Annotated in this window: 28 protein-coding genes; 4 read left to right on the forward strand and 24 right to left on the reverse strand. The window is 72.8% G+C overall.

Going from position 1 to position 24332, the window contains the following annotated elements:
• Positions 1-5: 5 nt before the first annotated feature.
• The 5 genes from frr to rpsB form a co-directional block, all read right to left on the reverse strand.
• Positions 6-560 carry a ribosome recycling factor gene (gene frr / locus FS793_RS03540; RefSeq protein ID WP_144718547.1) on the reverse strand — a complete coding sequence of 185 codons (555 nt, stop codon included), beginning with the start codon at positions 558-560 and terminating at the stop codon, positions 6-8.
• Positions 561-600: 40 nt separating this feature from the next.
• Positions 601-1320, reverse strand: a complete 720-nt coding sequence (gene pyrH, locus FS793_RS03545) for a UMP kinase (RefSeq protein ID WP_144718550.1) — start codon at positions 1318-1320, stop codon at positions 601-603.
• A gap of 84 nt (positions 1321-1404) precedes the next feature.
• Positions 1405-2454, reverse strand: coding sequence for a hypothetical protein (locus FS793_RS03550; RefSeq protein WP_144718553.1), 1050 nt, complete (start codon positions 2452-2454; stop codon positions 1405-1407).
• 109 nt (positions 2455-2563) lie between these two features.
• Entirely contained in the window at positions 2564-3388 is an 825-nt protein-coding gene (gene tsf / locus FS793_RS03555) for a translation elongation factor Ts (protein ID WP_144718556.1), read from the reverse strand.
• Positions 3389-3402: 14 nt separating this feature from the next.
• Positions 3403-4383, reverse strand: a complete 981-nt coding sequence (gene rpsB / locus FS793_RS03560; RefSeq protein WP_144718559.1) for a 30S ribosomal protein S2 — start codon at positions 4381-4383, stop codon at positions 3403-3405.
• Positions 4384-4669: 286 nt separating this feature from the next.
• Here rpsB and FS793_RS16090 point away from each other — a divergent pair, with 286 nt between their 5' ends.
• Positions 4670-5236 (forward strand): peptidoglycan DD-metalloendopeptidase family protein, encoded by a 567-nt coding sequence (locus FS793_RS16090; RefSeq protein ID WP_186329298.1) that lies wholly within the window; start codon positions 4670-4672, stop codon positions 5234-5236.
• A gap of 21 nt (positions 5237-5257) precedes the next feature.
• On the opposite strand, the gene FS793_RS03570 is transcribed toward FS793_RS16090, so the two are convergent.
• Both FS793_RS03570 and FS793_RS03575 read right to left on the reverse strand, forming a co-directional pair.
• Positions 5258-6157 carry a tyrosine recombinase XerC gene (locus tag FS793_RS03570; RefSeq protein WP_144719753.1) on the reverse strand — a complete coding sequence of 300 codons (900 nt, stop codon included), beginning with the start codon at positions 6155-6157 and terminating at the stop codon, positions 5258-5260.
• A 20-nt stretch (positions 6158-6177) separates the two neighbouring features.
• Positions 6178-7071 carry a metallophosphoesterase gene (locus FS793_RS03575; protein WP_144718565.1) on the reverse strand — a complete coding sequence of 298 codons (894 nt, stop codon included), beginning with the start codon at positions 7069-7071 and terminating at the stop codon, positions 6178-6180.
• A 131-nt stretch (positions 7072-7202) separates the two neighbouring features.
• Here FS793_RS03575 and FS793_RS03580 point away from each other — a divergent pair, with 131 nt between their 5' ends.
• Positions 7203-8087, forward strand: coding sequence for a bile acid:sodium symporter family protein (locus FS793_RS03580; RefSeq protein WP_144718568.1), 885 nt, complete (start codon positions 7203-7205; stop codon positions 8085-8087).
• On the opposite strand, the gene FS793_RS03585 is transcribed toward FS793_RS03580, so the two are convergent.
• The gene (locus FS793_RS03585) at positions 8084-8590 is read right to left on the reverse strand and encodes a MarR family winged helix-turn-helix transcriptional regulator (protein WP_144718571.1); all 507 of its coding nucleotides are present in this window, start codon (positions 8588-8590) and stop codon (positions 8084-8086) included. The genes FS793_RS03580 and FS793_RS03585 overlap by 4 nt on opposite strands.
• Before the next feature lie 70 nt (positions 8591-8660).
• Between FS793_RS03585 and FS793_RS03590 the strand changes: the two genes are divergently transcribed.
• Positions 8661-10889 carry an LLM class flavin-dependent oxidoreductase gene (locus FS793_RS03590; protein WP_260980002.1) on the forward strand — a complete coding sequence of 743 codons (2229 nt, stop codon included), beginning with the start codon at positions 8661-8663 and terminating at the stop codon, positions 10887-10889.
• Positions 10890-10895: 6 nt separating this feature from the next.
• On the opposite strand, the gene dprA is transcribed toward FS793_RS03590, so the two are convergent.
• From dprA to rpsP, 12 genes are all read right to left on the reverse strand, one after another.
• Positions 10896-12116, reverse strand: a complete 1221-nt coding sequence (gene dprA, locus FS793_RS03595) for a DNA-processing protein DprA (RefSeq protein ID WP_144718577.1) — start codon at positions 12114-12116, stop codon at positions 10896-10898.
• Positions 12113-13642: a YifB family Mg chelatase-like AAA ATPase gene (locus tag FS793_RS03600; RefSeq protein WP_144718580.1), complete on the reverse strand. Its 1530-nt coding sequence runs from the start codon at positions 13640-13642 to the stop codon at positions 12113-12115. The genes dprA and FS793_RS03600 overlap by 4 nt, the downstream gene beginning before the upstream one ends.
• Positions 13639-14001, reverse strand: coding sequence for a YraN family protein (locus tag FS793_RS03605; RefSeq protein WP_144718583.1), 363 nt, complete (start codon positions 13999-14001; stop codon positions 13639-13641). The genes FS793_RS03600 and FS793_RS03605 overlap by 4 nt, the downstream gene beginning before the upstream one ends.
• 130 nt (positions 14002-14131) lie before the next feature.
• On the reverse strand, positions 14132-14497 hold the full coding sequence (locus FS793_RS03610; protein ID WP_440130440.1) for a DUF2469 domain-containing protein: 366 nt from the start codon (positions 14495-14497) through the stop codon (positions 14132-14134).
• Positions 14466-15122 carry a ribonuclease HII gene (locus FS793_RS03615; protein WP_144718589.1) on the reverse strand — a complete coding sequence of 219 codons (657 nt, stop codon included), beginning with the start codon at positions 15120-15122 and terminating at the stop codon, positions 14466-14468. Before FS793_RS03615 ends, FS793_RS03610 begins: the two co-directional genes overlap by 32 nt.
• Positions 15123-15135: 13 nt before the next feature.
• Positions 15136-15852 (reverse strand): signal peptidase I, encoded by a 717-nt coding sequence (gene lepB / locus FS793_RS03620; RefSeq protein WP_144718591.1) that lies wholly within the window; start codon positions 15850-15852, stop codon positions 15136-15138.
• A gap of 193 nt (positions 15853-16045) precedes the next feature.
• The gene (gene rplS, locus FS793_RS03625; protein ID WP_092506223.1) at positions 16046-16393 is read right to left on the reverse strand and encodes a 50S ribosomal protein L19; all 348 of its coding nucleotides are present in this window, start codon (positions 16391-16393) and stop codon (positions 16046-16048) included.
• A gap of 153 nt (positions 16394-16546) precedes the next feature.
• The gene (locus tag FS793_RS03630; RefSeq protein ID WP_144718594.1) at positions 16547-17125 is read right to left on the reverse strand and encodes a hypothetical protein; all 579 of its coding nucleotides are present in this window, start codon (positions 17123-17125) and stop codon (positions 16547-16549) included.
• Between the two features lie 85 nt (positions 17126-17210).
• Positions 17211-17930 (reverse strand): tRNA (guanosine(37)-N1)-methyltransferase TrmD, encoded by a 720-nt coding sequence (gene trmD, locus FS793_RS03635; protein WP_144718597.1) that lies wholly within the window; start codon positions 17928-17930, stop codon positions 17211-17213.
• 1 nt (position 17931) lies between these two features.
• Positions 17932-18678, reverse strand: coding sequence for a ribosome maturation factor RimM (gene rimM, locus FS793_RS03640; protein WP_186329299.1), 747 nt, complete (start codon positions 18676-18678; stop codon positions 17932-17934).
• Positions 18650-18886 carry an RNA-binding protein gene (locus FS793_RS03645; RefSeq protein ID WP_092506217.1) on the reverse strand — a complete coding sequence of 79 codons (237 nt, stop codon included), beginning with the start codon at positions 18884-18886 and terminating at the stop codon, positions 18650-18652. Before FS793_RS03645 ends, rimM begins: the two co-directional genes overlap by 29 nt.
• A 3-nt stretch (positions 18887-18889) precedes the next feature.
• Positions 18890-19333: a 30S ribosomal protein S16 gene (gene rpsP / locus FS793_RS03650; protein WP_144718600.1), complete on the reverse strand. Its 444-nt coding sequence runs from the start codon at positions 19331-19333 to the stop codon at positions 18890-18892.
• Positions 19334-19537: 204 nt separating this feature from the next.
• On the opposite strand from rpsP, the gene FS793_RS03655 reads away from it, so the two are divergent.
• A complete protein-coding gene (locus tag FS793_RS03655; protein ID WP_144718603.1) occupies positions 19538-20635 on the forward strand; it encodes a YbdK family carboxylate-amine ligase in 1098 nt (365 codons plus the stop codon).
• A 3-nt stretch (positions 20636-20638) separates the two neighbouring features.
• Here FS793_RS03655 and FS793_RS03660 read toward each other — a convergent pair whose 3' ends face one another.
• From FS793_RS03660 to ffh, 4 genes are all read right to left on the reverse strand, one after another.
• The gene (locus tag FS793_RS03660; RefSeq protein ID WP_144718606.1) at positions 20639-21304 is read right to left on the reverse strand and encodes a winged helix-turn-helix transcriptional regulator; all 666 of its coding nucleotides are present in this window, start codon (positions 21302-21304) and stop codon (positions 20639-20641) included.
• Positions 21304-21747, reverse strand: coding sequence for a VOC family protein (locus FS793_RS03665; protein WP_144718610.1), 444 nt, complete (start codon positions 21745-21747; stop codon positions 21304-21306). Before FS793_RS03665 ends, FS793_RS03660 begins: the two co-directional genes overlap by 1 nt.
• Positions 21748-21920: 173 nt before the next feature.
• Positions 21921-22736: an LLM class F420-dependent oxidoreductase gene (locus FS793_RS03670; RefSeq protein ID WP_144718613.1), complete on the reverse strand. Its 816-nt coding sequence runs from the start codon at positions 22734-22736 to the stop codon at positions 21921-21923.
• A gap of 39 nt (positions 22737-22775) precedes the next feature.
• Positions 22776-24326, reverse strand: coding sequence for a signal recognition particle protein (gene ffh / locus FS793_RS03675; RefSeq protein WP_144719755.1), 1551 nt, complete (start codon positions 24324-24326; stop codon positions 22776-22778).
• Between the last annotated feature and the right edge of the window lie 6 nt (positions 24327-24332).

The raw sequence follows: 24332 nt of genomic DNA on the forward strand, positions 1-24332 counted from the left end.
GTCGCTCAGACCTCGAGCAGCTCGGATTCCTTCTTCTTCAGCGCCTCGTCGATCTGCTCGACCGCCGCCTTCGTCGCCGCGTCGAGCTCCTTCTCGCCGCGGGCGATCTCGTCGTCGCCCACCTCGCCCGTCAGGGCGTCGAGGTCGGTCTTGCCTGCGCGACGCACGTTGCGGATGGCGACGCGAGCGGCCTCGGCCTTGTCGCGCACAATCTTCACGTAGTCCTTGCGGCGCTCGGCCGTGAGCTCCGGCATCGTGACGCGGATGAGCTGGCCGTCGTTGTTCGGGGTCACGCCGAGGTGGGGCGCGGCGACGATGGCCTTCTCGATGTCCTTGAGCGCCGACTTGTCGAACGGCGTGATGACGAGCACGCGCGCCTCGGGCTGCTGGAAGCCCGCGAGCTGCACGAGCGGCGTCGGCGTGCCGTAGTACTCGACGAGCAGCTTCTGGAACAGCGCCGGGTTGGCGCGTCCCGCCGACACCGTCGCGAAGTCATCCTTCGCGACCTCGATCGACTGGGCCATCTTGTCCTTGGCCTCGGTGAGCACGTCGCTGATCATGGCGCCTCCAAGCGTCTCTTGCAGTCTAGGTGTGCGCGGGTCAGCCGTGGACCACGGTGCCGAGGCGCTCGCCACGGATGGCGCGCGCGATGGCGTCGCCCTCCATGCCGAACACGAGCATCGGCATGCCGTTGTCCATGCAGAGGCTGAATGCCGTCGCGTCGACGATCTTGAGGCCGCGCACGAGGGCCTCCTGGTACGTGATGTCGTCGATGCGCGTCGCCGACGGGTCCTTCTTCGGATCCGCCGTGTAGACGCCGTCGACGCCGTTCTTCGCCACGAGCACCTCGTCGGCGCCGATCTCGAGCGCACGCTGCGCCGCGACCGTGTCGGTCGAGAAGTACGGCAGGCCGGCGCCCGCGCCGAAGATCACGACGCGACCCTTCTCCATGTGCCGCTCCGCGCGCAGCGGGATGTACGGCTCGGCGACCTGCGTCATCTGGATCGCCGACTGCACGCGCGTCGCCGCGCCCGCCTGCTCGAGGAAGTCCTGCAGCGCGAGCGCGTTCATGACGGTGCCCAGCATGCCCATGTAGTCGGCGCGGCCGCGATCCATGCCGCGCTGCGACAGCTCGGCACCGCGGAAGAAGTTGCCGCCGCCGACGACGATCGCGATCTCGACGTCCTGCGCCGCGTCGGCGATCTGCGCCGCGACGCCCTGCACGACGTCGGGGTTGACGCCGAGCGAGCCGCCGCCGAACGCCTCGCCCGAGAGCTTCAGCAGGACGCGTCGGCGATTCGTGCGGGGGGCGTCGGTCATGGGTCCTCCGTCGAGTCGTGCGACCCGGCAGGTCATGCCAGGGCCGCCATCGACCCTACCGCGCCCCTGGGTGCTCGGACGCGCTCACGCGACCGGCGGCACCGGCAGCCATGCGGGCGCGTGGACCGACCGCGCGAGCTGCAGCGCGAGCTCGCCATCGATCGACACGTCGACGTGCACGAGGTGCGCGTCGAAGACGACGACGCGCGTGCCGTCGGCCAGTGCGACGATCGCGCCCGTGCCGTCGGTCGTCGAGCCCTGCAGGCGCATGCCGTCGACGCCGGCCGCCGCATCGTCGAGCAGCTGCTCCCGGTCGATGGCTGTCACCTCCTCCCACCACAGCACGCGTTCGTAGCCGCTCGCCTCAGCCGCGTGGCAGATCGTCGCGCCGTCCGACACGGTCGTGACGCCGCTCGAGAGGCTGTGCTGCCACGCCAGGTCGGTGCCCTCGGTGGGCACGGGCAGCATCGCCTCGCAGTGCTCCGTCACGGGCGCGACGGAGGCGAGCGTGCCCGTCACGGCGTTCGGCATCGGCGCGGCGACGTTCGTGGGGGTCCACGGGACGTCGACGTAGACCTCCCACCCCGACCCCACGACCCAGGTCTTCGTGCTGCCATCCGCGAACGGGATCTGCAGCTGCTGCGCCTCCGGGATGCCCGGTACGTCCGTGAGCGCGAGGTCGGTGCCCGGCGGCTGGTGGACCTCCCCCTCGTCGCCGAACGCGGCGAGCTCGGCGAGCCTCGTCTCGGTGCCCGCTGGGTCGAACTCGGAGTAGCCGATGTCGACGGCGACCAGGCCGTCGGCGCTCACGAGCGCGCAGTTGGTCGAGCGGATCGGCGCGACGGCCGACGGATCGACGGAGGCGAACGGCGACGAACCGATGCGCGCGTCGTAGCCGACGAGGTCGAACGGCGCCGCGGCGACGATGTCCTCGACGATCTCGGGAGCGAGCACGCTGAGGCAGTCGACCGAGAGCTCGGTGCGCGTCGCAGGCTCGGGCTCGGGCGGCGCGCTCGGCGAGGGCGTCGTCGGGCTCGGCGACGGCGACGGCTCGGGCGCACCGCCGGCGCAGCCCGCGAGGAGCAGCGCCGCGAGGGCGGCGGGGAGTGCGAGCATGGCGCGGGTACGGGTCACGGAGCCTCCTGGTCGTTCCGTCATGTCCAGCGAGCCCCCATGGTCACACGACGAAGGGGGCCGGATCGCTCCGGCCCCCTTCGAGGTGCTTCGTGGCTCGCGGGTCTGGCTACGCGCCGACCTTGAAGCGCGAGAACGCCGACACCGTCAGACCGGCGGCCTCGAGGACCTTGCCGACCGACTGCTTGTTGTCGCGGGCGTAGTCCTGGTCGACCAGGACGATCTGCTTGAAGAAGCCCGTGAGTCGACCCTCGATGATCTTCGGCAGGGCGGCCTCGGGCTTGCCCTCGCCGAGCGCGATCTCGGTGACGAGCGCGCGCTCCTTCTCGACCTGCTCGGCCGGCACGTCCTCGCGCGTCACGACCGTGGGGTCGAACATCGCGATGTGCTGCGCGACTGCGCGAGCCGTCTCCGCGTCGTCGCCCGAGAAGGCCACGACCACGCCGACCTGCGGGGGCAGGTCCTTGCTCGTGCGGTGCAGGTAGGTGGCGAACGCGTCGCCCGTGAGGGTCGAGACCTTCGCGAGCTCGATCTTCTCGCCGATCGTCGCAGCCTGGTCCTCGATCACCTGCTGCACGGTCGAGCCCTCGGCGGGGGCCGCGAGGGCCTCCTCGAGCGTCGACGCGCCAGCGGCGGCGACCGCGGCCACGACCTTGTCGGCCAGCGCGATGAACTTGTCGTTCTTCGCGACGAAGTCCGTCTCGCACGCGAGCTGGATCATCGTGATCGAGCCCGAGCCCTCGGCGACGGCCACGAGGCCCTCGCTCGTGGTGCGGTCGGCACGCTTCGCGTTGCCCTTCGCACCCTTGAGGCGCAGGATCTCGGTGGCCTTCTCGACGTCGCCGCCGGCCTCCTCGAGCGCTGCCTTGGTGTCGGACATGCCGGTGCCGAGCTGCTCGCGCAGCGCCTTCAGGTCAGCGATGTTGACTGCCATGTGGTGACTGGTCCTTACTGCTTGGCGGACGCGGTGGCGTCCTCGGTCTCGGTGGCTGCAGCGGCGTCGGCGGGCGTCGCCTCGGCGGCGGGCTCCTCGGCTGCAGGCTCCTCGGCGGCGGCCTCGGTGGTCTCGGCAGCAGCCTCGGCCTCCGTCGCGGCCTCCTCGGCGGCGGGCTCGGTCGCGGCGGCCTCAGCCTGCTCCGCGACGGCCTCGGTCGCCTCGGGAGCCGCGGCACCCTCGGAGAGCAGCTCGCGCTCCCACTCGGCCATCGGCTCTGCGGCCTCGTCGTCGGACGAGCCCTGGTGGCGCTCCATGAGGCCCTCGGCTGCGGCGTCGGCGATGATCTTCGTGAGCAGGCCCACCGAGCGGATCGCGTCGTCGTTGCCCGGGATCGGGTACTGCACGTCGTCGGGGTCGCAGTTCGTGTCGAGGATGGCGATGACCGGGATGCCCAGCTTCTTCGCCTCGTCGATCGCGAGGTGCTCCTTGTTCATGTCGACGACCCACAGGGCCGACGGCGTGCGCTGGAGGTTGCGGATGCCGCCGAGCGACTTCTGCAGCTTCGTCAGCTCGCGCTGCTTGAGGAGGAGCTCCTTCTTCGTGAAGCCCGAGCCCGCGACGTTCTCGTAGTCGATCTCCTCGAGCTCCTTCATCACCGCGAGGCGCTTGGAGACCGTCTGGAAGTTCGTGAGGAGGCCACCGAGCCAGCGCTGGTTCACGTAGGGCTGGTTGACGCGGGTCGCCTGCTCGGCGATCTGCTCCTGCGCCTGCTTCTTCGTGCCGACGAAGAGGATCGAGCCGCCGCGCGACACGGTCTCCTTGACGAAGTCGTACGCCTTGTCGATGTAGGCGAGCGACTGCTGGAGGTCGATGATGTAGATGCCCGAGCGCTCCGTGAAGATGAAGCGCTTCATCTTGGGGTTCCAGCGACGGGTCTGGTGCCCGAAGTGGACGCCGCTGTCGAGCAGCTGGCGAGTGGTGACGACGGCCATGAGCCATCTCCTGATCCTGTTGCGGTTGCCGGAGCGGTCGGCGACCGCTCCCCTGGCGTCCTGCGAGAGCCCCGCCGGCAGTGCCGGACCATGTGGAGGCTGTCGCGTTCGCGGACGCGCGAAGTCACCCCCGTTGGGAGGTGCTCCGGCCATGCTACACGCTCGGCAGGCTCGGATGCCCCCGCTCGCGGGCGCGCGGGGCTCGCGACTCCCTCACAGGGCCCCGCCATCCCCAGGTGCATGGACGCGAGCGCGAGCGCATCCGAGCGCCGGGCAGGGTCGACGCATGCCCGACCGCCGCATCCCCGCGCTCCGTCTCGTGCTCGCCGTCGTGTACGCAGCGCTCGTCCTGGGCGCCGGCTCCCCTGCCGCAGCCACCGGCGACCCCGACGGCGGCACGACCGCCGCCGAGGTGCCCGAGGCGCTCGAGGGCTCGCTCGCCTGGCCCGTGCCGCAGGCGACGGTGCTGCGCGCGTTCGCAGCGCCGTCGACGCGGTGGGGCGCCGGACACCGCGGCGTCGACGTCGCTGCGGCGCCCGGCGAGACGGTCGTCGCGGCGACGCCCGGCATCGTGACGTTCGCGGGCACGGTCGTCGACCGGCCCGTCGTGACGGTGCGGATGGACGGCGTGCCGTGGGAGGTGCTCGTGACGGTGGAGCCCGTCGCCCCGCTCGTCGCGACCGGGGACGCCGTCGCGGTCGGCGACCCGATCGGCACGCTCCTCGGCGGGCACCGGCCATGCGGCGCATGCATCCATCTCGGCGTGCGCATCGACGACGCGTACGCGAACCCCATGGTGCTGCTCGGCGCCGAGCGCGCCGTGCTGCTGCCGCTCGAGCGCGGTGCGGGGTGAGCGCCGTGCCGGATGCGCGAGCTACGCGCGCGGATGCGCCGTGCGGTACGACTCGGTGAGCCGCTCGAGCGACACGTGCGTGTAGATCTGCGTCGTGCCGAGGCTCGCGTGCCCGAGCAGCTCCTGCACGGCACGCAGGTCGGCGCCGCCGTCGAGCAGATGCGTCGCAGCGGTGTGGCGCAGCGCGTGCGGCCCCGCGGGCCCGGAGCCCGGCACGTCCTCGAGCAGGCGCGCGACGAGCGCGTGCACCGCGCGCTGCCCCATCCGACCGCCGCGCACGCCCAGCAGCAGCGCGCGCGACTCGCGGCCGGTGGCGAGCGCGGGCCGCCCCATGCGGATCCAGTCGTGCACGGCGTCGAGCGCCGGCACGCCGAACGGCACGACGCGCTCCTTCGCGCCCTTGCCCAGCACGCGCACCGTCAGCCGCTCGAGGTCGACGTCGTCGACGTCGAGCCCGACGAGCTCCGAGACGCGCAGGGCGCTCGCGTAGAGCAGCTCGACGATCGCCAGGTCGCGCCTGGCGATGGGATCGCCGGTCTCGGCGTCGTCCTCGAGCCGCGCGACGATGCCGTCGATCGCGCCCCGCGAGAGCACGCGCGGCAGGTGCGCGTCGCGCTTGGGCGTGCGCAGGCGCGACGCGCCGATCGCGACGCCCTCGCGGTCGAGCCATGCGCCGAGGCCGCGCACGGTCGAGCTGCGGCGCGCGAGCGTCGACTTCGCGAGGCCCTGCTCGCTCGCCGCGTACAGCCAGTCGCGCAGCACCTCGAGGTCGAGGCTGGCGACGTCGTCGATGCCTGCTGCGTCGCAGTGCGCGAGCAGGCTGCGCAGGTCGGCGCCGTACGACCGCACCGTGCGGGGGCTCGCGCCGCGCTCGCGCTCGAGGTGCGCGAGATAGGCGTCGACCGCCTCCTCGACGCGCATCGCCGCGACGGCCACCGGCGTCAGCGCTTCCGACTGAACCGGTCGGTGCGGCCCCGCGCGTCGAGCGCCGCGAGCTGCGCATGCAGGTCGGTGGGCAGCGGCGTGAGCGAGGGATGCGCGCGGCCGGGCACGACCGAGTGCGCGATCGTGCTCGGGTAGACCTCGAGCACGTTCGCCGACTGCGCGGCGTCGACGCCCTGGAAGCCCCTCGGCCCCGCGGCGAGGTCGTCGGCGTACGACGTGGCGTTCGCGAGGATCACGGGGATGCCCGCGAAGGTGCCCGAGCCGTTGACGTGCAGGTGACCCGAGAGGATGGCGCGCACGTCGGAGCCGGCGAGCACCTCGGCGAGGCGCGGCTCGTCGCGGAACTCGAGCACCTGCATGATGCGAGCGCGATACGGCAGCGGCGGGTGGTGCATCACGAGCAGCGTCCCGTGCTCGGCAGGGGTCGCGAGCGCGTCGGCGAGCCACTCCGCCTGCCCGTCGTCGAAGGCACCGTGGTGGAAGCCGGCCAGGCTCGTGTCGAGCGAGACGATGCGGAGCCCCGCGACCTCGTGCACGTGGTCGTAGGGCGCCGCGGACTCGACGTCGTGCAGCGCGCGCCACATCGGCGCTCGCTCGTCGTGGTTGCCCGCGGCGTACACGACGATCGCCCCCATGCGCGCGGCGACGGGCTCGACGAGCTCGCGCAGCAGCGCGTACGCCTCGGGCTCGCCGAGGTCGGTGCAGTCGCCCGAGATCACGAGGGCGTCGGCCGTGGGCGCTGCGAGCTCGAGGCGCGCGAGCGCGTCGCGCAGATGGCCGGCAGTGTCGATGGCGCCGCCGAGCAGCGCCCCTCCGGCGAGCAGATGCGTGTCGCTGAGGTGGGCGACGACGTGCGTCGGCGCGGGATGCTGGCCCAGTCCGTCGTGCATGGCACCAGGCTAGGACGCACCCACCGTCACGCGATCGCGGCTCGCGGTCCTCGGGCCGCCCTGCGATCGCCTTGTCCACAGGTACGGCGCGTTCGCCGAGCATCCCTCAGCGCTTGCCGCACACTGTCCCCATGGGATCTGCACTGACGACCGTCGGCCTGCCGGTCGCGCTCGGCATCATCATGTTCGGGCTCGGCCTCGGCCTCACGCTCGCCGACTTCGCTCGCGTCGCAAAGCATCCGCGCGCCGTCATCGTCGCGCTCGCCTGCCAGCTGCTCGTGCTCCCCGCCATCTGCCTGGGCCTCGTCGCCCTCTTCCAGCTGCCGCCGCTGCTCGCCGTGGGCATGATGATGCTCGCCGCGTCGCCCGGCGGCACGGTCGCGAACCTCTACAGCCACCTGTTCCGCGGCGACGTCGCGCTGAACATCTCGCTCACCGCCATCAACTCGGTGATCGCCGTCGTGTCGCTGCCGCTCATCACGAACCTCGCGATCGCGATCTTCGATCCCTTCGACGACCAGCTGGGGCTGCAGCTGTCGAAGACCGTCGAGGTCTTCCTCGTCGTGCTCGGCCCCGCGGCGCTCGGGATGCTCGTGCGACGCCTCGCGCCGCGGTTCGCCGACCGCATGGACACGCCGGTGCGCGTCGGCTCGTTCGTCGTGCTCGTCGTCGTCATCGCAGGCGCCGTGCTCTCGAACTGGGACATCCTCGTCGCGAACGTCGCGAGCCTCGCGCTCATCACGACGCTCTTCTGCATCCTGAGCCTCGCCATCGGCTTCTTCGTGCCGCGCTGGCTCGGCGTCGGCCGTCGCCAGGCCGTCGCGTCGTCGTTCGAGATCGGCATCCACAACGCAGTGCTCGCCATCGTCATCGCGCAGACGGTGCTCGGGTCGATCGAGGTGAGCCTGCCCGCAGGCGTCTACGGCGTGCTCATGCTCCTCGTCGCCGGCGGCTTCGGCTGGCTCATCCGCGATCGCCGCGCGTCGAGCGACGCCTCGGAGCGCGTCGCGGCCTAGCCGCGCCGAGGCTCGGCGCGCTGCGGCGTCGCGCCGAGCACGTCGACGACGTCCTCGACGACCCGGCACGCGTCGCGGTCGTCGCCCACGTGGAGGCGGACGGCCGCCTGCCGCACGAGACGCTCGAGCAGGGCCGCCTCCTCGCCCGTCGCGCCCTCGAGCAGCGAGCGCTCGCTCGCAGCGACGGCGTCGCGCAGCGTCGCCAGGGTCGTCGCGCCGTGCTCGGTGAGCGCGCAGAGCTGGGCCCGACGATCGCTCGGGTCGACACGGCGCTCGACGAGCCCGGCCTCGACGAGGTCGTCGACGACGTAGGTGAGCACGGTGCGGTCGATGCCGAGGTGCGCTGCGAGCGCGCCCTGCCGCGGCGTCGCACCGTCGAGCGTCTGCAGGATCTGGAAGCCCCGCGGACCGTGCGGCACCGACGCCGTCGCCTCCTGCGCGCGTCGCTGCCACTCGCGGAAGAGCACGCCGAGCGACCACCCGAGCTCGAGGTCGTCCGCCATGCCTCGATGCTATCGGGAATGCGTGGCCATACAGATAGGTTGTCCCACAACACGAATCGAGGAGGCATCCGTGGACTACGGCCACCCGCTGCAGCTGGGCACGTTCATCACCCCGAGCGCTGCGCATCCCGACCGCGTCGTCGCGCTGGCGCAGGCGAGCGAGGACGCCGGGTTCGACATGGTGACGTTCCAGGACCACCCGTACCAGCCGGCCTTCCTCGACACGTGGACGCTGCTGTCGTTCGTCGCCGCCGAGACCGAGCGCGTGCTGCTCTCCCCCAACGTGCTCAACCTGCCGCTGCGGCCGGCGCCCGTGACGGCGCGCGCCGCGGCATCGCTCGACCTGCTCTCCGGCGGTCGGTTCGAGCTCGGCATCGGCGCAGGCGGGTTCTGGGATGCGATCGCGGCGATGGGCGGTCGACGGCTCACGGCGGGTGAGTCCATCGACGCGCTGCGTGAGGGCATCGGCCTCATCCGCGAGCTCTGGGACGCCGAGGCGCGCGGCGGCGTGCGCGGCGGCGAGCACTACGCCGTCGCGGGCGCGAAGCGGGGCCCCGCACCCGCGCACCGCATCCCGATCCACGTCGGCGCGTACAAGCCGCGCATGCTGCGCCTCACGGGCGAGGTCGGCGACGGCTGGCTGCCGTCGCTGCCGTACATGCAGCCCGGCGACCTGGCCGCGGGGAACGCACGCATCGACGCCGCCGCCGAGGCGGTCGGGCGCGATCCGCGCGAGATCCGCCGCCTGCTGAACATCCGCGGCGACGAGCCAGTCGACGAGCTCGTGCGGCTCGCGCTCGAGGACGGCGTCTCGACGTTCATCGTCATGGCGGACGACGAGCGCACGATCCGCGGCTTCGCCGAGGGCACAGGCGCCGCGCTGCGCGACGTCGTCGCCGCGGCGCGCGCCGAGTCGGGCGTGCAGGCGCCGGGCCGGTCGTCGGCGGCGCTCGCCGCGCGGCGCGACGGCATCGGCTACGACGCGCTGCCTGCGTCGCTGCGCGGGCGCGCGGTCGAGCCCGGCGACTTCGCCTACGCGAGCGTGCGGTCGTCAGCGATGCGCGGCGGCTCGCCGGGGCTCGTGCTGCGTCCGAGGTCGGTGGCGGAGGTCGTGGATGCGGTGGGGTTCGCTCGTGCGCATCCCGGCGTGCCGCTCGGCATCCGCTCGGGCGGGCACGGCGTGAGCGGACGATCGACGAACGACGGCGGCATCGTGCTCGACGTCGGCGCGCTCGACGCCATCGAGGTCGTCGACGAGGGGCAGCGCATCGTGCGGCTCGGCCCGGGTGCGACGTGGGTCGACGTCGCGGCGGCGCTCGCGCCGCGCGGCTGGGCGATCTCGAGCGGCGACTACGGCGGCGTCGGCGTCGGCGGGCTCGCGACCGCGGGCGGCGTCGGCCTCCTGGGTCGGGCGCACGGCCTCACGATCGACTCGGTCGTGGGCGCCGAGGTCGTGCTCGCCGACGGCTCCGTCGTGCGCACCTCCGAGACCGAGCGCCCCGAGCTGCTGTGGGCGATCCGCGGCGCGGGCGCGAACGTGGGCGTCGTGACGTCGTTCGACGTGCGCGCCGCCGAGGTGGGCACGATCGGCCATGCGCAGCTCGCGTTCGAGGTCGAGGACGTCGCCGCCTTCGTCGAGGGCTTCGGCCGCACGATGGAGGCGACGCCACGCGACACGACGCTGTTCGTCGTGCTCGGCCGGTCCGGCCGGGAGGGCGTCGCGATGGCGCAGGTCTACGGCGTCGTCGACTCCGACGATCCCGACACGATCGTGGCTCGCCTCAACCCGTTCGCAGCGCTCGCGCCGCTCGTGGGGCAGCGCGTGACCCTCGCGACGTACGACGAGGTCATGACGGCGGGCGATCGGCAGCCGGCCGTCGGCGAGCCGATGTTCCGCTCGGGCCTCGTACGGTCGATCGACGCCGCCTTCGCCCGCCGGGCGGCGGCGCTCGTCGACTCGGGCTCCGCGCCGTGGTTCCAGATCCGTGCCATGGGCGGCGCCACTGAGGACGTCGCCCCCGACGCGACGGCGTTCGCGCACCGCGAGGCGCGGTTCTCGATCACGGCCATCGGCAGGTCCGCCAAGTTCGATGCGCTCTGGCACGCCCTCGAGGAGGTCATGGACGGCCTTTACCTCAGCTTCGATCAGCGCACCGACCCGTCCCTGCTCGAGCGCGCCTTCCCGCCTGCGACGCTCGCGCGTCTGCGTGCGATCAAGGCGGAGGTCGATCCGACGGGGCTGTTCCGCGACAACTTCTTCGTCGGCGTCGAGGCGCAGGCGGCGTCCGACGCTGCCTGAGCGCGCTCACGCCGTCGCCCCGCGACGCACCCAGCCGCTCCCCCGCTGCTCGACGACGCCCGAGAGGTCGAGCAGACCGAGCGTCGCCCGCACCTCGGCGAGCGACATGCCCGCACGGGCCGCGAGGTCGTCGGCGTCGCGAGGCTGGCGGATGCTGAGCGCGTCGAGCACGCGCGTCTCCTCGGCACCCGCACGCGTGTCCAGGCCCGTGGGCGGCGCGTCGCCGTCGACGAGCGCCCGCATCTCGTCGGCACCCTGCACGAGCTGCGCGCCGTAGTCCCGGATGAGCCGATGGCACCCCGCGCTCGCGCCGCTCGTCACGGGGCCGGGCACGGCGCCGAGCGGGCGCCCGAGCGTCGCGGCGTGCCCCGCGGTGTTGATCGAGCCCGATCGTACGCTCGCCTCGACCACGACCGTCGCCTGCGCGAGCGCGGCGATGAGCCGGTTGCGCGCGAGGAACCTCCACTTCGAAGGCGTCGACCCGCACGGCACCTCGGCCACGAGGGCGCCCTCGCGCTCCACGCGGCGCAGCAGGTCGTCGTTGCCCGGCGGGTAGAGCCGGTCGAGCCCACCCGCCATGACCGCGATCGTCGTGCCGCCGACGGCCATCGTCGCGCGGTGCACGCACGCGTCGATGCCGTACGCCGCGCCCGACACCGTCGCGAAGCCGTGCCGCACGAGCCCCTCGACGGCCTCCATCGCGACGTGCTCGCCGTAGCCGCTCGCGGCGCGCGAGCCGACGAGCGCGATCGATCGTCGCACCTCGGCGAGCGCCGGCAGCGATCCGCGCACCCACAAGGCAGCCGGCGCGTGGGGGCCGAGGTCGTCGAGCCCGGCCGGCCACTCCTCGGCGAGGGGCGACAGCAGCGTCTGGCCCCACGCGGCGCCCTGCTCGAGCGCCCGGCGCACGCGCGCGTCGTCGAGCCGCGGACGCCAGCGGTCGACCGCCGCGTCCATGTGGCGCACGAGATCGGGGGCGACGTCGCCCGCCTCGGCGAGCCACCGCGACGGCGCGGCGCCGTCGACGAGCAGCTCGAGCGCCCGCACGTCGCCCAGCGCGTCCCGCGCGGTGCCCGCGACGGCGTCGCCGGGCTCGGGGATGCACGACCACGCGGCGGCGGCGAACAGGCGTGCGGCCGTGTCGTCGTCGAGCTGCGCGAGGCTCGGCGGTGCGACGCCGGCGACGAGCTCGCGGATGGTGGCCTCTGGCAGGCGGAATCGGCTCACGAGGGCACTCCCTGTCGGTAGAAGAGCGCGCGGCCGACGTGCTCGCGCGTCACGGGTGCGTCGTCGAGGTCGGCGACGGTGCAGGCGACGCGCAGCGTGCGGTCGTAGCCGCGCATCGAGATCGCGCCGCGCGCGAGGGCGTCGTCGAGCGGGCCGACGACGGCGGGCGGCAGCGGATGCGTGCGCCGCAGCCACGGCCCGTCCACCTGTCCCATCGCGCGCCACGGCGTGCCGCGCAGACGATGCGCCGCCCGCTCGCGCGCCGCGGCGACGCGCTGCCGAGCGACGGCGGTCGATGTGCGGGGCTCGTCGGCGCGCATCGCGGCCTCGACGGGCTTCACGCGATCGACGGTCACCTGCAGGTCGACGCGGTCGAGCAGGGGCCCGGACAGCCTGCCGAGGTAGCGACGGCGCTGCTGCGGCACGCATCGGCACTGGCCGGTGCCGTGATGCCCGCACGGGCACGGGTTCGCGGCGAGCACGAGCTGGAACGCGGCGGGGAACACGGCGGTCGCCGCCGAGCGGTGGATCTCGATGACGCCCGACTCGAGCGGCTCGCGCAGCCCGTCGAGCACGACGCGCGAGAACTCGGGGCTCTCGTCGAGGAACAGCACGCCGTGCGACGCTCGCGACACGGCTCCGGGCCGGATGAGCGCCCCACCGCCGCCGACGAGCGCGCCGGCGGTCGCCGAATGGTGCGGCGCCTCGAACGGCGGCGTGCGGTCGAGGGAGGCGCAGGCGATGCCCGAGAGCGAGCGCATCGACGCCACGTCGAGGGCCTGGTCGACGTCGAGCTCGGGCAGCAGCCCGGGCAGGCGCGACGCGAGCATGGTCTTGCCGGCACCGGGCGGGCCGAGCATGAGCATGTGGTGCGCGCCCGCGGCGGCGACCTGCAGCGCCTCGACGGCGTGGAGGTTGCCGATGACGTCGGCGAGGTCGGGCACGGCCCGCGTCGTCTCGGGCGGCACGCGGAGCGTGGCCGGCTCGACGGGCACGGGCTCGACGTCGGCGCCGAGGGCGATCGCCGCCTCGCGCAGGCTCGCGACGGCGCGCACGCGCACGCCCTCGACGAGCGATGCCTCGTCGGCGTTCGCGTGCGGCACGAGCACCTCGTCTGCCCCGTCGAGCGCGGCGGCGCGCACGAGCGGCAGCACGCCGCGCAGCGGCTGCAGCCGTCCGTCGAGGCCCAGCTCGCCGAACAGCGCGGCGTCGCGCTCGGGCGGCACGACGCCGATCGCGCGCAGCACCGCGATGGCCATCGGGAGGTCGAGGTGCGTACCGGCCTTCGGCAGCGACGCGGGCGTGAGGTTGATGACGACGCGCGTGCCGGGGAACTCGAACCCCGACGTCTCGATCGCCGACTGCGTGCGGTGCTGCGCCTCGCGGATCGCCGCATCCGGCATCCCCACGACGCGCACGCTCGGCAGGCCGCTCGCCACGTCGACCTCCACGTCGACCCGCCGGCCGGCGAGCCCCTGCAGCGCGACGGTGCGCGCGGCACCGACGACGCGCACGATGGCGGTCATCGGATGCCTCGCACGTGCTCGAGGCGCATGGGCGCGTCGTGCGGGGCGTCGACGGCGATGGCGTCGAGCCGCATGGGGCCGCGCACGTCGTGCGCCTGCATCCAGAGCGTCGCGAGCGTGCGCAGCCTGCGCAGCTTCTCGCGCGTGATGGCCTCGAGCGGATGCCCGTAGCGGCGCCCGCGCCGGGTCTTCACCTCGACGAAGACCCACGTCGCGCCGTCGCGTGCGACGACGTCGAGCTCGCCGTGCCTGCAGCGCCAGTTGCGGTCGACGATGCGCATGCCGGCCCGCGTCAGCAGGTCGGCGGCGGCGTCCTCGCCCGTCCGTCCGAGTCGATCCTTGGGATGCATGCCGAGCATCCCACCGCGTGCTGCCGTCGGCAGGACCCTTGCCGCGGCCCACGTGTGCGCGGGGCGCGAGGATCAGTCGCTGTGGAACCGCGAGTGCCCAGTCCTCTCGTGGAGGAGCGAGCCCTGCGACGCGGGAGCGTCAGCCCTCGATCGCGAGGTCCTTCGGCAGCTCGAGGTCGCGGTCGGAGAGCTCCTCGACGTTGACGTCCTTGAACGTCAGCACCCGCACGTTCTTCACGAAGCGATCGGCGCGGTAGATGTCCCACACCCACACGTCGGTGAGCTCGAGCTCGAAGTAGAAGTCGTTGCCCGCGTCCTGGCGCGTCAGCTGCACGTCGTTCGCGAGGTAGAAGCGGCGCTCCGTCTCGACGACGTAGCGGAACGTGCCGACGACGTCGCGGTACTCGCGGAAGAGCTGCAGCTCGACCTCACGGTCGTAGTCGTCGATGTCCTCTGGCTCCACGGGATCGATCCTACGCGGCGGCGGAGGCGCGCACGGCACCATCGGACTTGAGCCACGTGCGGCGATGGAGGCGCGTCGCCCCGAGCGTGCGGATGGCGTCCATGTGCACGGCGGCGGCGTACCCCTTGTTCGACGCCCACCCGTAGCCGGGGTGCTCGGCGTCGTGCGCGACCATGAGCGCGTCGCGCTCGACCTTCGCGACGCACGCCGCACCCGCGACCGAGCCGCAGTCGCGGTCGGCCTTCGGCCGCAGCGTGATCGCGAGGGGACGGCGCAGGCGCGGGCTCAGCCAGTCGTGCGAGCCGTCGAGCAGCAGCGCGCTCGACACCACGTCGACGCCCGCGGCGTGCAGCTCCTCGAGCGCGCGACGGCCCGCGATCGCCAGCGCCGCCATGATGCCGACGGCGTCGATCTCGGCGGCGGATGCGTGGCCGACGGCTGCGATCCCCCACTCGCGGACGATCGGCGCCGTGCGCTCGCGCGCCTTCGCCGTCATCGCCTTCGAGTCGCGCAGCCCCTCGGGCACGACGTCGCACCGGGTGAGCGCGAACGCGCCGACGCTCACGGGGCCGGCGAGCGCGCCGCGGCCCACCTCGTCCATGCCGATCACGAGCGGGCGCCGATCCCACAGCCCCGTCTCGACCTCGAGGGTCGGGTCGACGGTCATCGGCCGCCCACGGTCACTCGCCGCCCGATCCGACGCCCGAGAACACCTCGTCGTGGTCGTCGATCCACTGCCAGCGGCCCACGGGCCACGACACGACGATCGCGCGACCGACGACGTCGGAGATCGGCACGAAGCCGCCCGTCGGCTCGTCGATGTGGGCGCGCGAGTCCGCCGAGTGGTAGCGGTTGTCGCCGAGCACCCACAGGTGACCCTCGGGCACGACGACGTCGAAGTCGGTGCCCGAGGCGGGCAGCCCCTCCTGGTCGAGCGTGATGTAGTCGGTCTCGTCGATGGGCACGCCGTTGATCGTGATCTGGCCGAAGTCGTTGCAGCAGACGACGTGGTCGCCCGGCAGGCCGATGACGCGCTTGATGAGGTAGCCGTGGCTGTCGTCGGGCGCGAGGCCCACGAAGGTCAGGAACCAGTCGACGGCACCCGCGACGCCCTCGGGCTGGTCGACCTGGGGGTCGGGCAGCCACGCATCCGGGTCCTCGAACACGACGACGTCGCCGCGCTCGAGCTGCACGAGGTCCGGCGTGAGCAGGCTCACGATGACGCGGTCGTCGACCTCGAGCGTCGTCGCCATCGACGGCGACGGGATGTAGAACGGTCGCACGAGGAACGTCTTCACGAGGAACGAGATCAGCAGCGCCGCGAGGAAGATGACCGCGAGGTCTCGAAGGAACAGGACGATCGTCCTGGATCCGCGCCTGTCGGCCGTCGTCGCCATGTCCCGCCCTTCGCCAGCGTCCAAGCCTAGGGCCGCGAACCCTGCACGATCGACGGCGCGACCGTGCTTCCGCCCACTTCGTTGCGCAACCGTGCTGTTCGAGCATCGCTCACGTGTCGTGGCGTCGAGCATGCGCCGCGGACACGACGAAGGGGGCCGGCGAACCGGCCCCCTTCGTGGATGCTGCGTCGACTCAGCGGTCGCGCTTCTCCTTGATCTTCGCTGCCTTGCCGCGCAGCTTGCGCAGGTAGTACAGCTTCGCGCGACGCACGTCGCCCTTGGTGACGACCTCGATCTTGTCGATGACGGGCGAGTGCACGGGGAACGTACGCTCGACGCCGACCTGGAACGACACCTTGCGGACCGTGAAGGTCTCGCCGACGCCGCGGCCCTGGCGCGCGATGACGTGGCCCTGGAACACCTGGACGCGCGAACGCGAGCCCTCGATGATGTTCACGTGCACCTTGACGTTGTCGCCGGGGCGGAAGTCGGGGACGTCGGAGCGCAGCGAGGCCGCGTCGACGTGGTCGAGAATGTGCATGATCGTTCGCAATCCGCGGCCGCCACAGGTCGACCGCTGAAGAGTGTGGATGTCAGTGTGCGCCTGCTCGCTCCCCCGTGGCAGAGGATGCGCATGGCACAAGAGCCCATCTTGCCATACGGCCACGCACCGTCGCCACCTACGCGGTGCCGGTCAGTCGGTCGTGGCGCGCTCGATGCGGATCGTGCGGCCGGCCTGCGGACCGTCGGCGCGCTCGAACGTCGCCTGCTCGAACACCGCGTCCTGCGCGACGATCGGCCGGTGCGCGACCTCGTCGACGTACGCCTGCATGCGCGCACGCGTCTCGAGCAGCAGCATGCGCAGCTGCACGTACGCGATGACGAGGCCGGCGAGCACCACGAGCAGGCCGAGCACGCCGGCGAGCGCGGTGGATGCCGTCAGGGCGCCGTCGCCGACGAGCGCCGTGAGCGCGCTCGCAGCGCCCGCACCCGTGCCGTCGACCACGAGCATGCCGAGCACGACGATCGCGAGCAGCCACGGGCCGATGACGCGCACGTCGTGCCACGTCACGGCCCTCGGGCCGCGCACCTCCTTGCGCGCGAAGGTCAACCCGGCGACGGCGCCGATCTGCACCGCGAGGAGGGGCGTGAGGAGGGCGAGCGGCAGGATCGCCTGCGCGAGCGGGGCGCCGAACAGCGCTCGACCCACGAGCACCCAGACGGGCAGCACGACGACCGAGGCGATCATGATCGGCAGGAACGCGCGGCGCATGGCGCGAGCGTAGCGAGTCGCACGGCGGACGCGCCCGTGCGTTCGCCCTCAGCGGCCGATGAGGCGGCGGCGGCGGGCGCGACGCTCAGGACGCGTCGGCGTCGTCGGCCAGCAGGTCGGGCCGCACGCGCCTGGTGCGCTCGACCGCCTGGGCGTGGCGCCACGCCGCCACCTTGCCGTGGTCGCCCGAGCGCAGCACGTCGGGCACGTCGAGGCCTCGCCACGACGCGGGCTTCGTGTAGATCGGGTACTCGAGCAGGCCGTCGCTGTGGCTCTCCTCGACGATCGACTCCGGGTTGCCGACCATGCCCGGCACGAGGCGCGTGATGGCCTCGAGCATCGCGACGACGGCGACCTCGCCGCCGTTGAGCACGTAGTCGCCGAGGCTCAGCTCGCGCACGGTCGCGCGGGATGCGACGTGCTCGGCGACGCGCGAGTCGATGCCCTCGTAGCGTCCGCACGCGAAGACGAGGTGGGATGCGTCCGCCAGCTCGCGCGCGACGGCCTGCGTGAAGCGCTCGCCGGCGGGCGAGGGGAACACGACGATCGCATCCGACGGCGGCGCGGCCGCGTCGTGCGGCCCGAGCACGCGGTCGAAGGCGTCGCCCCAGGGCTCGGGCTTCATGACCATGCCCGCTCCCCCGCCGTACGGGGTGTCGTCGACGGTGCGGTGCCGGTCGAAGGTGAAGTCGCGCAGGTCGTGCACGTGGGTCTCGACGAGCCCCCGCTGCCGACCGCGGCCCAGCAGCGACACGTCGAGCACCGAGAAGAACTCGGGGAAGATCGTGACGACGTCGATGCGCACGTCAGTCCTTCGCGGGTGCAGCCTCGGATGCGGGCTGCGCCTCGGCATCCGCCTCGGGTGCGGGTGCTGCGGAGTCGGGTGCGTCGCCGTCGGTCGCATCCGCGTCGGCCTGGCTCGCATCCGCGTCGGCCTCCGCCGCGTCCGCGCGACGACCGGCGCCCCTGGGCTCCGGCTCGGCGTCGGCGGGATCCGGGTCCTCGAAGAGGCCGTTCGGCGGCGTGATCTCGACGCGGCCGTTCTGCAGGTCGACCGTGGGCACGAAGGCGCGCACGAACGGCAGCAGCACCTCGGTGTCGCCGTTGGCGATCACGAGCAGGTCCTGCGCCGGCATGGGGTCGATGCGGGCGATGCGGCCCACCATGACGCCGTCGCGCCACACCTCGAGGTTCGCGAGCTGGTGCTGGTACCAGGCGTCGGGCTCGGCGGGCAGCTCGGTCGCATCCTGCTCGACCCAGAGCACGGCCTTCACGAGGGTCTCGGCCTCGGCTCGGTCGTCGATGCCCTCGAAGAATCCGACGGGGTTGCCGTTGAAGACCTTGAAGTCGGTCATCGTCAGCGTCTTGCGGTGCCACTTCGACGACGTGGGCACCTGCAGCGAGAACTCGGCGCCCGCCGTGAAGCGGCGCTCGGGCTCGTCGGTGTAGAGCTCGATCTTCAGCGCACCCTTGAGGCCGTGCGCCTTGACGAGGCGTCCGACGCGCAGCTGGGTCCGCGTGCGCTCAGGAATCGGTGTCCACCACGTCGACACGGACGCGGCGCCCCTGCGCCAGCGCACCGACGACGGTGCGCAGCGCGGTCGCGGTACGGCCTCCACGGCCGATGACGCGGCCGAGGTCCTCGGGGTGCACGCGCACCTCGAGGACCTCGCCGCGCGGGGTCTCGCGCGACGCGACGGCGACCTCGTCAGGGCGATCGACGATGCCCGAGACGAGGTGCTTCAGCGCCGCGGCGAGCATGCGCTACTCGCCCTTGGTCTCGGCGTCGGCGTCGGCCGTCGCCTCGTCGGCGGGAGCCTCCGCGGGCTCCTCGGCGGCGGGCGCCTCGGCCTTCTTCTCGGCCTTGGGCTTGAGGACCGTGGCCTTCTTCTCGTCGGCGACGAAGGCGACCTTGGCCTCCGGCTGCTGCACGGTCGAGACGGCGTTCTCGTCGCCCTGGAACTTGCCCCAGTCGCCCGTGAGCTTGAGGATGGCGGCGACCTGCTCGGTCGGCTGCGCGCCGACGCCGAGCCAGTACTGCGCACGCTCGCCGTCGACCTCGATGCGCGAGGGGTTCTCGGTCGGGTGGTACAGACCGATCTCCTCGATCACGCGGCCGTCGCGCTTGGTGCGCGAGTCGGCCACGACGATGCGGTAGTACGGGGCGCGCATCTTGCCGAGGCGCTTGAGTCGGATCTTGACAGCCACAGTTCTCCTGGTGGTTCTCGTGAGGTGTGTGCACCCCTCGGGCCACGGCGGGGACGTGGGGAGGGAAGGCGGTGGGAGCCTGCCCTTCCGGTAGAGGGTGGAAGGAGCGGACTCGACCCACCATTCTGGCACATCCGGGGCGGACCTTGCGTCGCGTGACGCGCGGCGCGCGTCGCGAGCCGCCCGCGCCCCTACGCTGGCGCCATGGACTTCGCCCCCTCGAAGCGTGGCACCCTCGGCGTCGAGTGGGAGCTGCAGCTCGTCGACCGCACCACGCGCGACCTCGCGCCGGCGGCGCCGGCCGTGCTCGCGCGCATCGACGACGAGCGCGTGAAGGGCGAGTTCCTGCAGAACACCGTCGAGCTCGTCACCGGCATCCACGACTCCACCGAGTCGGCGATCGCCGAGGTCCGCGAGCTGCGCGACCTCGTGCTCGACGCGGCGGACGCCGAGGGCGTCGACGTGATCGGCTCGGGCACGCATCCCACGGCGCAGTGGCGGGGCCAGCCCGTGTCGGACTCCCCCAGGTACCGCAGGCTCATCGAGCACGGCGGCTCGTGGGCCGAGCGACTGCTGATCTTCGGCGTGCACAACCACGTCGGCATGGATCGGCCCGAGCGGCAGGCCATCCCGGTGCTGCACGCGCTGCTCGACCATCTGCCGCTCATCCTCGCCCTGTCGGCGTCGAGCCCGTACTGGGCGGGGCACGACTCCGGCTACGCCTCGCAGCGCGCCATGCTCTTCCAGCAGATCCCGAACGCGGGCCTGCCGCCCGAGATGCCCGACTGGGCGACGTGGGAGCGCGTGGCGCACGACCTCGTGCACGTGGGTGCGGCGGATGGGCTGACGGAGCTGCGCTGGGACGTGCGGCCGTCGCCTCGGCTCGGCACGGTCGAGGCGCGCATCGCCGACGGTGCACCGTCGCTCGCCCACGTCCACGCCGTCACGGCGCTCACCCACTGCCTCGTCGAGGAGCGCATGCGCGCGCTCGACGACGGCACGGCGCCCGAGCGCATCCCGTCGTGGCTCGTGCGCGAGAACCGTTGGCGCACCGCGCGCTTCGGCCTCGACGCCGTGATGATCACGACGGCCGAGGGCGCGACGATGCGGGTCGCCGAGGTGCTGCACTCGACGCTCGAGCGCCTCGAGCCGATCGCCGAGGACCTCGGCGCGACCGAGGGCATCGCGGCGGCCGTGCAGGTGCTCGCCGACGGCGGATCCGCGGCGCAGCAGCGCGAGGCGATGATCTCGGACGGCATGGAGGGCGTGCTCGAGCACCTCGTGGCGACGATGCGGGCATAGCCCTCAGGCCGCGAACGCCGCCGCGAACGCCCGCCCCACCGACGGATCGCCCTCGACGAGCGTGAGCGTGCCGTCGATGGCCGCCGTGCCGGCGAGCGCACGCTGCAGCGCGTGCGTCGCCCGCAGCACCGCGTCCGGCTCGAGGTCGCGCAGCGCGCGCGCCGCGGCGCCGGCCTCGCCGGTCTCCGGTCGCTCGAGCGCGACCGTCGCGACGTCGAGCCGATCGCCCGCCACGCGCACGCGCAGCGCGACGCCGTCGGCGAGCACGTCGGCGACGAACGCCGCGCCGCCCGGCACGAACGCCGCGCGCAGCGCCGTCGCGAGGGCGTCCGACGTGACGACGTCGTCGGCGGCGGGCTCGGCGAGCGACCGCATGCCCCATCGCGCGAGACCCAGCACGATCGGCTCGAGCTCGCGGCCGAGGGCCGTGAGCTCGTAGACGGTGCCCATGCGCTTCACGGGCGTCTTCACGGCGACGCCCGCCTCGACCAGCTCCGCGAGGCGGGTCGCGAGGATGTTCGTGGGGATGCGCGGCAGGCCCGCCCGCAGGTCCCCGTAGCGGCGAGGGCCCACGAGCAGGTCGCGCACGACGAGCAGCGCCCATCGATCGCCGACGAGCTCGAGGGCCCTCGTGACGCCGTCGTGCTGCCCGTAGGAACGGGCGGCCATCAGGAGTCGGCGCCGCCCTCGGCCATGAACGCCTCCGGGCCCTGCTCGGCGGCCTTCGGGTCCATCCACAGGAACTCGAGGATGTTGCCATCGGGGTCCTCGACCTGCTGCTGCACCATGAAGCCGTAGTCCTGCGCGTCGCGCGAGCGCGTGCCGCCCGATGCCACGGCGGCGTCGGCGATCTCGGCGACGGCCTCGCGGGAGTCCCGGCTGATGGCGACGGCGACCGACGCCGTGGTGCTGGGGTCGCCGATGGGCTTCGACGTGAACGTCTGGAAGTACTCGCGGCGCAGGATCATGAACGCGATCGTGTCCGACACGACGACGCACGCGGCGTTCTCGTCGGTGAAGAGCGGGTTGATGCTCCAGCCGAGGCCCTCGTAGAACGCCTTGGCGCGATCGAGGTCGGTGACGGGGAGGTTGACGAACACCATCGTGGACATGGGGGCTCCGATCGAGTCGGCGACCCGTCGTCGGGCCGTCTGGCACGATGCTTGCAAAAAGCAAGTGGATCGTCAAGAGCCTGCTCGGAGGAAGGTGCGCGGATCCGGCCCCTCGCGGCGCTCAGCGCATCGAGGGGCCGGATCCGCGCACGTCTCGCCGGCGACGCGGCGCGTCAGGCGTTCTTCGCGTCGCGCCAGTCGAGGAACGGCTGGATGCCGTCGACGTCGTAGCCGTCGGGACCGTCGTCCCCCGAGATCGAGATCGTGACGAAGCGGGTGCCGAGCTCGTGCAGCGCGTCGAGGCGGTCGAGGCCGCGGCCGCCCACGCCCTGGCGGATGCTGGCGCCGTTCGACACGACCATGCCGGAGATGTCGCGACCGATCTCGTCCGCGTGCCCCTGCAGCACGTCGAGCTTGTGCTGGAGCTCGTCGGGACCCGCGAACGAGTGCCAGATGTCGGCATGCTGCGCGACGATGCGCAGCGTCTTCCGCTCGCCGCCACCGCCGATGAGCACGGGCATGTGGCGCACGGGCGCCGGGTTCAGCCTCGCGAGGCGCGCCTCGATGCGCGGCATGGCCTCGGCGAGCGCGCCGATGCGCGTGCCCGGCGTGCCGAACTCGTAGCCGTACTCGTCGTAGTCGCGCTCGAACCAGCCGGCGCCGATGCCGAGGATGAAGCGGCCGTTCGAGATGTGGTCGAGCGTGCGCGAGACGTCGGCGAGCAGGTCGGGGTTGCGGTACGAGTTGCAGAACACGAGCGGCCCGAGCTCGACGCGCTCGGTCGCCTGCGCCCAGGCAGCGAGCTGCGTCGTGCACTCGAAGTGCTCGCCGTCGGGCTCCCCCGACAGGGGGTAGAAGTGGTCCCAGTTGAACACGGCGTCGACGCCCATGTCCTCGAGGCGACGCACGGCGTCGATCGACTGCTGGAACGTGGCGTGCTGGGGCGAGACCTGCACGCCGATGCGGGTGGGGATGTCGAAGGCGACCATGGCCTCAGCCTAGGCGCGCATCCGCGTCGTGGCTCGGGGCTAGCGCCCGCCTCCGAGCATCTTCTGCAGCGCAGCCTGATCCTCGGGGCTCATGTCCGCGAGGTTCGGCGCCGCCTGGCCGCCGCCGAAGACCGAGCCCTGCTGCGCGGGTGCCTCGATGGGCTGCGCCGCACGCTTCGCCGGGTTGCCCGAGCGCTTGCCCTTCGACACCTGCTGCTTCGGCTGGCGCTTGCCCATGCCGTGCGCGCCGGGCACGGGGCCCATGCCGGGGATGTTCGGCATGCCGCCCTTCGCGACGGTCTTCATCATCTTCGCCGCCTGGTCGAACCGCTGCATGAGCTGGTTGACCTCGGTGACGGTGACGCCGGCGCCGCGCGCGATGCGCAGGCGGCGCGAGCCGTTGAGGATCTTCGACTGCTTCCGCTCGCGCGGCGTCATCGACAGGATGATCGCCTCCGTGCGGGCGAACTCGCCCTCGTCGAAGCCGTCGATCGCCTCGCGCAGGCCCTTCGCGCCCGGCAGCATGCCGAGCATCTGCTTGAAGTTGCCGGCCTTGCGCACCTGCTGCAGCTGCTTCAGGAAGTCCTCGAGCGTGAACGAGTCGGTGAGCATCGCCTCGGCGACGCGGCGCGCCTCCTCCTCGTCGAACGACTTCTGCGCCTGCTCGATGAGGGTGAGGATGTCGCCGAGGTCGAGGATGCGGCTCGCCATGCGGTCGGGGTGGAACGGCTCGAAGTCCTCGAGGCGCTCGCCCGTGGAGGCGAAGAGGATGGGGCGGCCCGTGACGCCACGGATCGACAGCGCGGCGCCACCGCGCGCGTCGCCGTCGAGCTTCGTGAGCACCACGCCCGTGAAGTCGACGCCCTCCTGGAAGGCCTTCGCGGTCGCGACGGCGTCCTGGCCGATCATCGCGTCGATGACGAACAGCACCTCGTCGGGGTCGATCGCCTTGCGGATCTTCGCGGCCTGCTGCATGAGCTCGGCGTCGACGCCGAGACGGCCGGCGGTGTCGACGATGACGATGTCGTGCTGGCGGCTCTTCGCGAGCGCGACGCCGTCGCGGGCGACCTTCACGGGGTCGCCGACGCCGTTGCCGGGCTCGGGCGCGTAGACGGCGACGCCGGCCTGGCCGGCGACGACCTCGAGCTGCGTGACGGCGTTGGGGCGCTGGAGGTCGGCCGCGACGAGGATCGGCGTATGCCCCTCGCCGGCGAGGTGCTTCGCGAGCTTGCCCGCGAGGGTCGTCTTGCCGGCACCCTGCAGGCCCGCGAGCATGATGATCGTCGGCGGCGTCTTCGCGAGCTCGAGGCGACGCTGGTCGCCGCCGAGGATCGCGACGAGCTCCTGGTTGACGATCTGCACCACCTGCTGCGCCGGGTTGAGCGACGACGCGACCTCGGCGCCGAGGGCGCGCTCGCGGATGCGGCCGCAGAAGTCCTTGACGACGTCGAGCGCGACGTCGGCGTCGAGCAGCGCGCGACGGATCTCGCGGACGGTGCCGTCGATGTCCGACGGCGTCAGCTTGCCCTTCGTGCGCAGCTTCGCGAGGGAGTCGGTGAGCCGGGTGGAGAGAGAGCCGAACGCTGCCATGGTGCC

Source organism: Agrococcus jejuensis, from assembly GCF_007679035.1.
GTDB classification, from domain to species: domain Bacteria; phylum Actinomycetota; class Actinomycetes; order Actinomycetales; family Microbacteriaceae; genus Agrococcus; species Agrococcus jejuensis_A.